8 protein-coding genes are annotated in these 13296 nt (G+C 72.9%); 3 read left to right on the plus strand and 5 right to left on the minus strand.

The genetic code is table 11. The features are described from left to right. Nucleotides 1–61: 61 nt before the first annotated feature. The 3 genes from ACWC1K_RS14840 to ACWC1K_RS14850 all read right to left on the minus strand — a co-directional run bounded on the left by ACWC1K_RS14840 (nt 62) and on the right by ACWC1K_RS14850 (nt 5731). Nucleotides 62–2998, minus strand: a complete 2937-nt coding sequence (locus tag ACWC1K_RS14840) for an AAA family ATPase (protein WP_450831425.1) — start codon at nt 2996–2998, stop codon at nt 62–64. Nucleotides 2999–3062: 64 nt separating this feature from the next. Then, complete coding sequence (locus ACWC1K_RS14845; protein WP_450831426.1) at nt 3063–4508, minus strand: DUF2079 domain-containing protein; 1446 nt, start codon at nt 4506–4508, stop codon at nt 3063–3065. 113 nt (nt 4509–4621) lie between these two features. Further along, a complete protein-coding gene (locus ACWC1K_RS14850) occupies nt 4622–5731 on the minus strand; it encodes a glycerophosphodiester phosphodiesterase family protein (RefSeq protein ID WP_450831428.1) in 1110 nt (369 codons plus the stop codon). 414 nt (nt 5732–6145) lie between these two features. On the opposite strand from ACWC1K_RS14850, the gene ACWC1K_RS14855 reads away from it, so the two are divergent. Together ACWC1K_RS14855 and ACWC1K_RS14860 are read left to right on the plus strand one after the other, a co-directional pair. Beyond that, nucleotides 6146–7261 carry a GNAT family N-acetyltransferase gene (locus tag ACWC1K_RS14855; protein ID WP_450831429.1) on the plus strand — a complete coding sequence of 372 codons (1116 nt, stop codon included), beginning with the start codon at nt 6146–6148 and terminating at the stop codon, nt 7259–7261. 103 nt (nt 7262–7364) lie between these two features. Continuing rightward, on the plus strand, nt 7365–8348 hold the full coding sequence (locus ACWC1K_RS14860; RefSeq protein ID WP_450831431.1) for a S1C family serine protease: 984 nt from the start codon (nt 7365–7367) through the stop codon (nt 8346–8348). Between the two features lie 333 nt (nt 8349–8681). On the opposite strand, the gene ACWC1K_RS14865 is transcribed toward ACWC1K_RS14860, so the two are convergent. Together ACWC1K_RS14865 and ACWC1K_RS14870 are read right to left on the minus strand one after the other, a co-directional pair. Next, a complete protein-coding gene (locus ACWC1K_RS14865) occupies nt 8682–9278 on the minus strand; it encodes an AMIN-like domain-containing (lipo)protein (protein WP_450831433.1) in 597 nt (198 codons plus the stop codon). A gap of 113 nt (nt 9279–9391) precedes the next feature. Next, nucleotides 9392–10171, minus strand: coding sequence for an SDR family NAD(P)-dependent oxidoreductase (locus ACWC1K_RS14870; RefSeq protein ID WP_450831435.1), 780 nt, complete (start codon nt 10169–10171; stop codon nt 9392–9394). 313 nt (nt 10172–10484) lie between these two features. On the opposite strand from ACWC1K_RS14870, the gene ACWC1K_RS14875 reads away from it, so the two are divergent. Further along, nucleotides 10485–13229, plus strand: a complete 2745-nt coding sequence (locus ACWC1K_RS14875; RefSeq protein ID WP_450831437.1) for an AAA family ATPase — start codon at nt 10485–10487, stop codon at nt 13227–13229. Nucleotides 13230–13296 lie beyond the last annotated feature (67 nt).

Raw genomic sequence — 13296 nt, forward strand, 5'->3', positions numbered from 1 at the left:
AGCGGGGGAACCCTTGCTTCACGTGTTAACAACTGATGTCACGTGAACGCCGGATGTCACATCAGCGGCGGCCGTCCAGCGCACGGGCTGTCCGGATCCGGCCGGGCTGACCCGACGTCACCGTCTGTACGGCCGGCCTTGCTTGGTCTTCGTCGTCGCCGGAGGCGACGGCCGCCGCGCCGGACGCGATGACGGCGACCGCCATCGCATGGGCGAGCGCGGTGCGCGAGCGGACACCGACCTTGCGGTAGACCCGGGAGAGGGCGCCTTCCACCGTCTTGACGCTGATGAACAGCTCCGCGGCGACTTCCCGGTTGGTGGCCCCACCGCCGACCAGTTCGGCGATCCTGGCCTCCGTGGGGGTGAGTTCGGGTCCGGCAGCGCCGGCCTCCCCACCGCGGTCCCCGGCGTCCAGCCGCGCCAGCTCGTCACCGGCCCGGGCCACGAGCGGAGCGGCGCCGATGCGTGTCGCGGTCTCCAGTGCCTCACCGAGCGCTGCTCGTGCCGCGGTCCTGCGGCGTGCCCGGCGTTCGACCGCGCCGAGCGCGATCAGGGTGCGCACCAGCTCCATGGGCAGGGGGAGGTGACGCAGGCGGTCCGCCGCCGCACGCAGTCGCAGCGCCCCCTCCTTCGCCCGGCCGAGCCCTGCCTCCCGCAGCCCCTCCGCCCGTTCCAGAGCCGCCAGTACGCTGCCGGGCGCATCGCCGGACACCCGTGTGCGTGCCTCGCGGAGCACCGCCCCGGCGGCGTCCGTCTCGCCCAGGATCACCAGGGCCTCGGCCAGGTCGCCGTACCAGTGCAGCAACGGTGGATCGGCGGCACCCATCGCCTCACCGAGCTCCCTGACGCGGTGCAGCGCCTCGGCCGCGGCCGCCGCGCCCCGCGGGTCGCCGGCGAGCAGCTCGGCCTGTCCGAGCACCGCCAGCGCGCGCAGCAGGAACAGCCGGTCGCCGTCCGCCTCCGAGGCCCTGACCGCCTGCTCGGCCAGGCGCCGGGCCTCGTCGGCGGTACCGCCCGCGGTCGCCGCGAGTGCTGCCGCGTACAGCGCGGGAGCCGTCTGCACGCCCGTCTCGGCCAGGGCGCGCGAGCAGCGGGCCGCGGTGCGCAGTGCCTCCCGGCAGTGCCCGGCGCGCACCTGGATGCGGGTCAGCGCCACCAAGGTCGCCATGACCTCCTCGACCCCGGCGAACTCGCCGATGTCCGCGAGGAGTTCGGAGACCTGCTGTCCGGCCTCGGTGACCTGGTCGGAGTCCAGGGCGAGGATGGCCCGCATCCGGATCAGCCCCCAGCTCTCCGGTCCGGCTTCGGCGCCGCCGGCCAGGGTGAGGGCCTCCTCCAGGGCGGCGCCGGCGGCGGCCGGTTCCCCGGCCAGGGACTGCACCCGGGCGAGGGTGGCGAGGGCGCCGATGCGGGTGTCGGTGTCGCCTGCCCGGGCCGCCTGCCGGGCGGCGCGTCGGGCATGCCGGGCCGCGTCCGTCAACTCCCCGCACAGCAGGCCGCGTACGGCAGCCCAGTGGTGCAGCCATCCCTCGGCCTGCGGGTCGCCTTCGGCGTCCCGCAGGCCCTCCTGGATGAGGTCACGGGCGCCCCCCAGCGCCTGCCCGGCATTGCGCAGCAGGATCAGCCGGGCCCGCACCCGCTGCCGTGCCGAGCCCGACCCGGCGAGCACGGTCTCGGCTGCCTGCCCCGCTTCCTCCAACTGCCCCGCGTCGCATGCGTAGTCGGCCGCGGCCAGCAGCCGGTCGGCGCGGTCCGCGGGGCGGTCGCCGGGAGTGCGCCGGGCGGCGAGTCCGGCCAGTTCGAAGGCGGCATCGGGTGCGCCGTCGCGGCGCGCCGCCTCGGCCGCGGACATCAGCGTGCGCGCGGTGTCCTCGTCCTCGTACGGGTGCGCGAGAGCGAGGTGGCGGGCCTGGTCCACAGGCTCGGTGACCGCGCGGGCCAGCAGGGCGTGCGCCTGCCGGCGGCTGTGTTCCGGGGCGTCGGCCCAGACGGCGGCCCGGATCAGCGGATGGCCGAAGCGTACGGTTCCGTCGGCGTCGACCGCAGCGACACCGAGCCGCTCGGCCTCCGCCAGGTCCGCGGCGGGGTCGGGAAGTCCGGCGGCACGCAGCACGGTGAGGCTGGGAAGGGCGGCGGTGCTCGCGACGAGGAGCGTGTGTCGCGCGGCCTCCGGCAGCGTACGCACCTGGTCCAGCAGCAGGGCGCGCAGCCTCAGAGGCACGGGCAGCGCCCGCCCGAAGCCGACGGATGCCGCATCGCGGGGGGCGGTTCGCGCCAACTCCATTGCGTATGACGGGTTTCCGGCAGCGGTGTCCTGGACCGCCCGCAGTACCGCCGGCGGCAGATCGGCGCCGATCGCCGTGCGCACGAGGTGGGCCACCTCGGCGTCCGTCATGGGCGCCACCGGCACTTCGACGGTGCCCGGCGGGCAGCAGCGCACCCGTTCGGGCTGCTCGCCCTCGGTCACCCGCTCGGCCGCCACCACCCGGACGGCGAGGCCGTCGAGGCGGCGTACGGCGAAGGCGAGCACCTCGGCGCTCGGCTCGTCGAGCCACTGGAGGTCGTCGAGCACCAGGAGCAGGCGGCCGGTGGCGGCCAGGGTGCGCAGGACGTCGACCACGGCGACGCGCACCGCGAGACGGGCCTGGTCGTCGGCCGGCTCCGGGCCGCGCAGCAGGACCGCCCGCAGGGCTGCCCGGGGCTGGGGTGCCAGGGCCTCCAGGCAGTGCTCCGGCACTCGCGTGAACAGGTCGATCAGGCCGACGAACGGCAGCCGGGCGTCCTCCTGGGCGGGCGAGCAGTACAACACCGTGCATGACTTGTCCTGCGCGGCCAGGGACGCCGCCAGGGCAGTCAGAAGCGTGGACCTGCCGATGCCCGCGGGGCCGTGGAGGAGCACTCCGGAGTGGGTCGTCAACGCGGCCAGGGCGGTGTCGAGCAGCGCGTGGCGCCCGCTCAATGACGGTACCCGCGGCGAGTGCAGCAGGTCCCAGAGCATCGCAGCATGTGGACATGACAACCTTGGTTGATCCGGATTGTCAATGACGTCCGGAGTCTGCCGGTCACGAGATGCGTTTGAGGACGAGGTATCCGTAGGCGGCGTCGTCGATCACATAACGGGCGTCGGGGTGCAGCTGGTGGGCGTACGCCTGGACGTCGCCGACCCACTTGCCGGTGTTGTCGAGGGCGATGTAGTCGGGGGTGATGCCCTGGGTGTCTCCGACCCAGAAGACGCGGCAGCGGGAGGTGAGGCGGCTGATGGGGCCGATGTCGGCCTCGACCGTGGCGCCGTCGGGGATGCCGGCCAGGGCACGTTCGATGCGGGGGACGCCTTCCGGGGTGTCGTAGGTGGCGGATTCCGTCAGCGTGGACAGCGGCAGGGTGGTCGTCAGGGCCAGGGCGGCTGCGGCGACCGCCGCGGGCACATGCTGGGCGTACGACCGCAGCCAGGGCCGGGGACTCACCCGGGCCCGGGCGAGCGCGTCGACGAGGGCCAGTGCGACGACCGGCATCAGGACCGCGCTGTAGTGCCAGTCGGTGCCCCAGTAGTGGTCGTCGGCGGAGTAGAAGCGCCAGCCCAGGGTGGGCAGAGCCACGACGAACAGCGGTGAGCGCAGGGCGAGCAGACCGCTGGTGGGGATCAACAGCCAGGCCAGGGTGCGGAGTTTGACGTCCATGCCGTCGAAGAGCGTGAAGCCGCTGCCGGCCTTGGTCCAGTAGGGGTAGCCGCCGGTGGTGTTGAAGGCGGGGATGACGAGGGTGAGGGTGACGAAGGTGGCCGCGATGCCGAGGACCGCCACCACGAGGGCGTACACGAGCGTGCGCGGGGAGGAGCGCTGGCAGCGCAGGGCGACGACCAGTGCGATGGCCGCCACCGTCAGGCCCAGGTCCTCCTTGACCAGCACCAGCGGCAGCGCCCACCACAGTGCGGGCCGCCACCGGCGGGCCAGCAGTGCCTCCAGGCTGAAGGCGATCAGCGGGACGGCGAAGCAGATCTCGTGGAAGTCGAAGTCGACGGCCCGTTGCAGACCCCAGGACAGGCCGTACGCGAGGCCGAGGACGAGCCCGCGCGGCCGCCCCAGCAGCCCGGCGGCCGCACGGGTCACCGGCACGGCCGACACCGCGAGGAGGGCGGCCTGGGCGAGGAGCAGCGTGACAGGCGAGGGGAAGAGCCGGTAGACGGGGGCGAGCAGAGCGAGCACCGGGCTGAAGTGATCGCCCAGGATGTTGAACCCGGGCCCTTTCAGATCGACGACCGGCGCCCGCAGATGGGCGTACGCACGGACCGCCTGCTCGAAGATGCCGAGGTCCCAGGAGCGGGTCGCCAGATGCTCGTACCGGAGGAGGGACAGGGTCGCGTACGCGGCGAACAGGGCGGTCGCCAGAAGACACGGATCGAGGCGGCCGGTCGGACGGGAGCGCCGGTCACGCGGGGGATGCGCGGCCGGCGCCGCTATGGAGGGGTCGGTCAGGAGCGAAGTGGGGGTGTCCTGCTGGGTGTGGGGCACGGTGGGGGGCGTCCTTATGCGCCGGCACGGATCATCCGCGTCGGGCGCTCGATGACTACGTCATCTGCTGTGACCGGGTTCGCCGCCCCCCGGTTCACCCGCTGAGACGTAGATCACTTACTGCCGGGACGGGCGGTGCCGGTGCTGTGCCCGTGCCAACGGGGCTCGTAAGGCCTGGGCAGGGGCATGCCCCGGTCGGCCATGATCTGCCGTACATGGTTGGGGTAGTTGGTGATGATGCCGTCGACACCCATGTCCATCAGCGCCTCCACGGTCGCCGGATCGTCGCAGGTCCACGGGACGACTTTCAGGCCGCGTGCGTGGGCCTCCTCGACCATCGTCCGGTCGGAGTAGAAGCGGAAGTCCGGGTCGCCGACCCTGCCGGACTGCGGGAAGCCGTAGTTGGGGGAGAGGGCCCTGACGCCGGGGACGGTGGCGGCCGCCTTCACGAAGTCGCCGCCGTAGTCGTCGGCGTCGATCCCGCCGAGCCACGGCGAGGCGCCGGGCCGGCCGACCTGGAGGAAGTCGTAGTTCGTGAGAGCGACCAGGGGCCACTTCGGGGCCAGTTCGTGCATCGCCTTCAGCGCGCCCCAGTCGAAGGACTCGATGGTGACCTGGCGCTCGATGCCGGAGCGGTGGATCTCCTCGTAGACCCGGCGCACGAACAGCGCGCGCGGCGCGGTCTGTTCGGGGGCGCCCGCCTCGACCTTGGTCTCGATGTTCAGCTTGAGCTGCCGCGCGTGATAGCTCCTGACCAGGTTCAGGACGTCCTTCAGCTCGACCATCCGGAACCCCTTGACCACCTCCTGCTCGGGGAACCCGGGCAGCTGCTGGTAGCCGCAGTCCATGGTCTTGATCTGGGCCAGCGTGAGGTCCTTGATGTACTTCCCGACGTACGGATACATCGGGTCGCCCGGCGTGACGGGTGCCGTGTCACGGCACTTCTGGGCGCTGACCTGCCGGTCGTGGTTGACGACGACCTTCTCGTCCTTGGTGATCTGGGTGTCCAGTTCCAGGGTGGACACCCCAAGACGCATCGCCTTGCCGAATCCCTCCAGGGACTCCTCCGTCGTCATGCCGATGCCGCCGCGGTGCGCCTGCAGGTCGAAGTGCGTCTTCCCGGCCGGCACGCGGGAGCCGTCGTACGTCGTCGCATGGGCGGCCGCCGGGAAGGCGAGCACCGGAGCCAGCGCCAGGGCGGCGAGGGTGTGTCTTGCGGACATCGAAACCTCACTCGGGTCGGTTCGGGCCACGGCACGACGCTAGTTGGACCCCCGCCCGGTGAAACGGCCCCCACATGAGGACGGCGTGAAATGTACGTGCGCGGCAAGGACCAGTTCTTCTGCTGCCGTTTTGTAGCGGCAGGCACTCTTGACAACATGCGTACTGTTTCGCGACGTTTGATCCTCGGCGGACAGTTCGGAACCCGAGGATCAACCGCGGAACGACCGTGTACACGGCCGGGAACCGGCGGATACTCAAGGAACGTGGTAGGACGCGGACAGCGCGCCGCGGGGGGACGTCACGGGGGGAGCGGTCGCGGATGCGATCAATGAACAGCGGTCCACACGCTCTACCGGCCTGCCCTGCGGCCGGGTCGTCCCTCGCGGAGCCTGGGGAAGGGCGGATGATCTGACGTGGACGTCACGATCCACAGAGTCGACGAACTGAGCACCTCGCTGCGTGCGGCGTGGCATGCGGCGATGGACGAGTCCCCCGAGTACGCCAATCCTTTCCTGGCTCCGGAGTTCGCCCTCGGGATCGGCAGACACCACGCCGGCACCCGGATCGCCGTCCTGCGGGAGGACGGGGCGCCGGTCGGCTTCTTCCCGTACGAACGCAACGCTTTCGGCGTCGGCCGCGCCGTCGGGCTCGGCCTGTCCGACTGCCAGGCGCTGGTGCACCGCCCCGGAGTCACCTGGGACGCCCAGGAACTGCTGAGAGCCTGCGGGCTGTCCATCTTCGAATTCGACCATCTCGTCGAGGAACAGAAGCCGTTCGGCCGGCATGTCACCGGGATGTTCGCCTCCCCGGTCGTCGATCTGAAGCCTGACGAAAGCGGTTATGCGCCGTGGCTGCGCGGTGCCTATCCCGGGCTGGCCAAGACGACGCTGAAGAAGGAACGCCGGCTCGGGCGCGACGTGGGCGAGGTGCGCTTCGAGTTCGACGAGCGCGATCCGCGGATGCTGCGCCGGCTCATGCAGTGGAAGTCCGCCCAGTACCGCAGGACGGGCCGTATGGACCGCTTCTCGCGGCCGTGGATCGTCGACCTGGTGGACCATCTCTTCGAGGTCCGCGAGGAGCACTTCACCGGTGTGCTGTCCGTGCTCTACGCGGGCGACCGGCCGGTGGCCGCGCACTTCGGGCCCAGGTCGCGCACCGTGCTGGCCGCCTGGTTCACCGCCTACGACCCCGACCTGCACTACTACTCGCCCGGGCTGATGATGCATCTGCGCACCGCCGAGGCGGCTGCCCGCAACGGGGTGACGCTGATGGACCTGGGGCGCGGCGACAAGGAGTACAAGGACTGGCTCAAGACCCGCGAGCTGCGGGTGGCGGAAGGGTTCGCCAGCCGCCCCCATCCGGTCGCGGCGGCCCACCGGCTGTGGCGGAGACCCGTGCGGGGCCTGCGGAACACGGTCAATGCCCACCCCGAGCTGCGCGCGCCCGCCGACCGTCTGCTGAAGACGGTCGGCACGCTGCGCACCTCGAGGCGCATGGACTCCGGCACCGCGGGGCCCCGCACACGCTGAACACACGCCGACGTCAGCCCGCAGCGAAGTCCCGGCCGCCTGTCCGAGCAAGGGTGTAAGCATGTAATACATGCAGCCCTTGGGTCAGCGGAAAGGTCGACTCGTGGCCGAGACACTTTCCGAGCCCGACCGCTCCCGTCAGGAGCAGGCCGCGCTCGACTCCTACTCGCAGATCGTCACCTCCGTCGCCGCCGAACTCACCCCGAAGGTGGCGGCCCTGAGTGTCGCCCACCGCCGCTCCAGAGGCCGATTCGTCATGGGGACCGGCTCCGCGGTGGTCTTCACCGACGACGGCTTCCTGCTCACCAACGCCCATGTCGTGGGGCACTCCGACGCCGGTACGGCGCACTTCGCCGACGGCACGACCACCCCCTTCCACGTCATCGGCGCCGACCCGCTCTCCGACCTCGCGGTGGTCCGCGCCGACGGGCCGACCCCGCCCCCGGCCCGGCTCGGCGAGGCCGACGCACTACGGGTGGGACAACTGGTCGTGGCGGTCGGCAACCCCCTCGGGCTGGCCGGCAGCGTCACCGCCGGTGTGGTCAGCGCGCTGGGCCGGTCACTGCCGGCGAGCGCGGGCCGGGCGACCCGCGTCATCGACGACGTCGTCCAGACCGACGCCACCCTGCACCCCGGCAGCTCGGGCGGCGCGCTCGCCACGGCCGACGGCAGCGTGGTCGGCATCAACACCGCCATCGCCGACGTCGGCCTGGGCCTTGCCATCCCGGTGAACGCCACCAGCCGCCGGATCATCGCGACCCTGCTCTCCGACGGCAGAGTCCGCCGCGCCTACCTCGGCCTCGCCGGCATCCCCGCGCCGCTGCCGCCCCTGCTGCGGGCACGCACCGGCCGCCCCACCGGCCTGCGGATCGTCGAGGTCGTGCCAGCATCCCCCGCCGCCCGGGCCGGACTGCGCGACGGCGACCTGCTGATCACCGCCCACGGCGAACCGGTGACCAGCGCCCAGGCCCTGCAGCGGCTGATGCTCGAGGACGCCATAGGACGCCCCCTCCCCCTCACCGCACTGCGCGGCGACGCCCTCGTGGACGTCATCGCCACACCGGCGGAACTGATCGCGGACGACTGAACGCCCGAGGACCCCGGCACGCCGACCGACGGATCCCCTGCTCCGCGGTCGGCGCCCCGCGCCGGCATGGGGGCTCGCGTTCCGGGTTGCGGTGTGGGGAGGTGTCCGCCGTCCGGTGCTGCCCCCGTCCAGCGCCTGCGCTCGTGGAGGCATGGGCGCGCACCCGGACTCGGGCCCGCCAAGGCGCCTGGCGCCCGGTGGCCGACCTCCTCCACGTCCTCGACGGCTGCGGCCACCGGATCCCGCAGGAACGCCCCGAGGAGGTCAACCGGCTACTGATCGACTGGCTCGGCTCTCTCGATTCTCCCGACTCTCCTTGGTGTCTGACGTACGTCAGGGCTTGCCCGTCCAGGTGTGGGCCACGTCCACGATCACGTGGCCGTCCACCCGCAGCACACGGAACGGCAGCCGGGCCCGGACGCCGAGCCCGAGCTGGGTGTCGCCCTCGAAGCTGCCGGCGAACCGGGTGTCCCGGAACGCGCGGTACCCGGTGAGGTCGACGCCCGGCAGCGGACGGCCCGCCCGGGCGGGGTAGCTGGGTGCCCCGGTGTCGGGGTCGTAGCTGGGCGCGTGCACCCGCACCTCGAGGACGGCGCCGCCGCCGACGGGTATGAGCCGGCCCGATCCGTCCTGGTAGAGGTGGCTGACGTACCCGACGGAGTAGCCGAGGCTGTTCCGGCCCGCTCCGGGGATGTCGATGACCATCCGGTCGTAGCAGGTGTGGCGGCCGGTCCTGACGTTCGTGACCGGCTTCGTCGTGGATGCCGCGCGCGTCTTGGCGGTGCTGCCCCAGCCGGTGGGGCAGGTGACGGTCTGGGCGGTGGCGGCGGGCGCGGCGTCGGCCGGAACCGCGGTCGCTCCCATCGCGGTGCCCAGGAGCATGAGCGCTACCCATGCGGTCCTGCTGCGTGTTGCTCTGCTTCGTCTCATCTCGTCCCCCGAAGCGTGGTTCGTACTGGTATTTGATGAGACATACGGGACGGCTGAAAGGTTGCGGGTGCGGGCCGGTTGTCTCCAGGATGCGCTCACGCGGCTTCCGGCGGCTACCAGGTCGGGATGAATCCGCCGTCGACCCGCACGTCCGTACCCACCGTGTTCGCGGACCGTGCTCCGGCGAGGAACAGGACGGTGTTCGCGACCTCGTCCGGCTGCGAGAAGCGGCCGGTGACCATCGCGTGCGCGGCGCCCGCCCGCACCGTCGCCGGATCGGCGCCGGTCGCCCGGCTCACCGTGGCCGCCACACCGTCGTCTGCCAGCCACAGATCGGTGGCGACCGGGCCGGGGCTGACCGTGTTGACGCGGATCCCGCGGGCGCCCACCTCCTTCGACAGGCCCTTGGAGAAGGCGAGGAGGGCCGCCTTGGCCGTGCTGTAGTCGAGCACGAGGGGATCGGGCAGCGCGGCGTTCACCGAGGCGATGTTCACGATGCTGCCGCTGCCCCGCGCGAGCATGACGGGAAGCGTGGCGCGGGTCGTGCGGACGGCCGCCAGCAGGTTGAGGGTGAGCGAGGCCAGCCAGTCCTCGTCGGTGATGCTCAGGAACCCTTCGGGCCGCACGGGCGCGGCACCGACGTTGTTGACGAGGATGTCCACGCGGTCGCCCGCCCGCGCGACCAGCCGGGCAGGGCCCGACTCCGTGGCGAGGTCGACCTCGACGACCTCGACGGCGTCGGTCTTGGCCAACTCCTCCAGCTCGCCCGACGAGTGGCGGGCACCCGCGACCACCCGGGCCCCCTCACCCGCCAGCGCCCGTACGACGGCGAGGCCGATGCCTCGGCTGGCTCCGGTGACGACGGCGACCTGACCGTCGAGTTCATGGTCCATGACCTGCTCCTTGACGCGTCCGGGAGGGAGCCGGGGCGCTCGCCGCCCACCGAGCCGACCGTATGGGCAAGGCCGAGGGACGGGCTTCGGTCATGCGACTGTTTCCCCGGCGCCGCGCCCACCTGTTCTCCGCCGACGCACGCCCCAGTCGGCGCTCTCTCGCCGTGCGACCCGCACCGCACGCACCGGCTGCCACAGGATGGGCGGAAAGGTCGCGAGATGAGCGGGCCCCAGCTCAAGATGGGGAAGGGGCCGCCGCCCCGCGAGCCGTTCGCCTCGGTCTCGCCCGGTCACTGCCGAAACGCGGGGGAGCATGGACGAACTGGACCTGGTGGGGCGCGACACGGAACTGCGGACCTTGGCGGAGCTGGTCGGACGGCTCCCCGGGGGCGGCGGTGCACTGGTCGTCGCCGGTGCCGCGGGCATCGGCAAGTCCTCGCTGCTGCGCGCCGCGGTCCGGCTCGCGCGGGAGACGGGCGCCGAGGTCCTGGAGACGACCGGTGCCGAGTGCGAGGCGCCGCTGCCCTACGCGGGGCTGCACCAGCTTCTACGGCCCCTCCTCGGCACCGCCGAGGCGCTGCCCGCGCCGCAGCGCAGGGCGCTGATGTCGGCCTTCGGCGCCGAGGACGGACCGCCGCCCGAACCGTTCCTGATCGCGCTCGCGGCGCTGGGCCTGCTGGCCGGGGCCGCCGCCGTACGGCCGGTCCTGGTGGCCGTCGACGACGTGCAGTGGCTGGATCACCCCACCCAGGAAGCGCTGGCGTTCCTCGCCCGGCGCGTGGGCCGCGACCCGCTGGCCGTGGTCGGGACCGTACGGGCGGGCCACCCGGGGCCCTTCCTCGACGCCGGCGTGCCCGAGCTCACCGTGACCGCCCTGGACGACACCGCGGCACGCCGGCTGCTGGACGCCGGCGCGGACGACCTGCCCCCTGCCGTACGGCAGCAGATCCTGCGGGAGGCGCGCGGCAACCCGCTCGCGCTGGTGGAGCTCCCGACGGCATGGCGCACCAGGCCGCGGCCCGAGGGCGGGGACCCGGTCCGGCTCCTGCTGCCGCTCACCGATCGTCTGGAGCGCACCTTCGCCGGCCGCGTCCTCGAACTGCCGCAGCCCACACGGGACGCCGTGCTGGTGGCCGCCGTGGACCACGAGGAGCAGCTGCCGGAGATCCTCGCCGCCGCCTCCCTGCTGGCCGGGCACGACCTCACCGTCCAGGTCCTCGGCCCCGCCGCGGCCGCCGGCCTGCTCCACTTCGACGAGGCACGGCTGCGCTTTTGCCACCCGCTGGTCAGATCCGCCGTCCTGCAGTCCGAACCGTCCATTCGCCGACTGGCGGCCAGCGCCGCCCTGGCCGACGTACTGGTCGACGAGCCGTACCGCCGTACCTGGCACCGCGCCCAGTCGATCGTCGGCCCCGACGACCAGGTCGCCGACGAACTCGAGGCCGGCCACACCGTGTCCCTGCGCCGGGGTTCCGTCACCGCGGCGATCTGGGCGCTGGAGCGTTCCGCCCAGCTCACCACCGACTCCGCCACGCGCGGGCGCCGCCTGCTGCTGGCCGCCGAGCACGCTTTCGGGCTGGGCCGGGTGGAGCTGGTGGACCGGCTGGTCACGGCGGCGGAGCGGACCGAGCTGTCGGAGCTGGACCGGGCCCGGATGGAGTGGCTCCGCGAGATCTTCGAGGACGGCGTGCCCGGTGATGCCGTCCGCGTCTTCGAACTGTGCGCCGTGGCGGAGCGGTCCGCGGCGGCCGGCGACCAGGACCTCGCCCTCAATCTGCTGCTGGGCGCGGCACTGCGCTGCTGGTGGGCCGAGACCGGACCCGAGGCACGGGCACGCGTCGTCACCGTCACCGAAGCGCTCCCCGGCGCACTGGACGATCCGCGGGGCATCGCGGCCGTCGGCGTGGCCGAACCCCTGCTGCGCGGCAGCGCCGTCCGCGACCTGCTGACCCGGGCCGGCCCGGCCCGGGTCACCGACCCCGACCAGCTGCGCCTGCTCGGCATCGCGGCGCACGCCGTCGGTGACCTCACCCTCGCGGTCGACCTCCTCGGACGGGCCGAACGGAAACTGCGCGAGCAGGGCCGTCTCGGACTGCTCTCCCATGTGCTGAGCATGCAGATCGGCGACCACCTCTGGCTGGGCGACTGGGAGCGCGCCGCGACCGCGGCGGAGGAGGGACTGCGGGTCGCCCGGGACACCGGGCAGCCGATCTGGAGCACCGGATCCAGAAGCCTCGAGGCCATCGCCGCCGGCCTGCGCGGGCAGGGACAGCACGCGCTGGAACTGGCCGCCGTCGCCGAGGCCGCCGCCCACGACCGCCGGCTCAACAACCTGCTGGCCTGCGTGCAGCTCGCCAAGGGCCTGACGTGGCTGACGGCCGGGCGCCCGCACGAGGCGTACGACGAGCTGTGCCGTCTTTTCGACCCGGCCGATCCCAGCCACCACCGGCGCGAGTGCTTCGACGGGGTGATGTTCCTCGCCGAGGCCGCCGCCCAGAGCGGCCACCGCGAACAGGCACGGGCGGTGATCGCCGGTCTTGAGGAGGTCGCCGAGCTCACGAGTGCGCCGCTGCTGCACGTCCAACTCGCCTACGCCCGCGCGGTGCTCGCCGACGACGCCGATGCCGAGAAGCTCTATCTGTCGGCCCTGCGCCAGGACCTGGGCCGCTGGCCGTTGGCCAGGGCCAAGACCGAGCTGGCGTACGGCAGTTGGCTGCGGCGCCACCGCCGGGCCGTCGAAGCCAGGGGGCCGCTGCGCTCGGCCCGGACCACCCTCGACCTCATCGGCGCGACCGCCTGGGCGGACCAGGCGCGGGGCGAACTCCGTGCCACCGGAGAGCGGGTGGCCGACCGCACCGCCAGGGTCCAGGACGCGCTGTCCCCCCAGGAGCTGCAGATCGCCCGACTGGCGGCCGAAGGACTGTCCAACCGGCAGATCGGCGAACGGCTCTGTCTCTCGCCCCGCACGATCGGCTCCCACCTCTACCGCGTCTTCCCCAAACTCGGCATCACCTCGCGGGCACAGCTCGCCTCCCGTCTGGGACCCGGCGTGCCCTGACGGCCGCGCCGGCAGTCACCTGACTCAAGCGGAGGCACCGGCGGGCGGAGGAGCATGCGAGACGGGC

This window comes from Streptomyces sp. NPDC001492 (assembly GCF_053597275.1).

Bases quoted from the DNA above. Each gene is read 5' to 3' on its own strand.
- ACWC1K_RS14840 (WP_450831425.1), bottom strand. From the start codon at position 2,998: ATGCTCTGGGACCTGCTGCACTCGCCGCGGGTACCGTCATTGAGCGGG.
- ACWC1K_RS14850 (WP_450831428.1), bottom strand. From the start codon at position 5,731: ATGTCCGCAAGACACACCCTCGCCGCCCTGGCGCTGGCTCCGGTGCTC.
- ACWC1K_RS14865 (WP_450831433.1), bottom strand. From the start codon at position 9,278: ATGAGACGAAGCAGAGCAACACGCAGCAGGACCGCATGGGTAGCGCTC.
- ACWC1K_RS14870 (WP_450831435.1), bottom strand. From the start codon at position 10,171: ATGGACCATGAACTCGACGGTCAGGTCGCCGTCGTCACCGGAGCCAGC.
- ACWC1K_RS14875 (WP_450831437.1), top strand. From the start codon at position 10,485: ATGGACGAACTGGACCTGGTGGGGCGCGACACGGAACTGCGGACCTTG.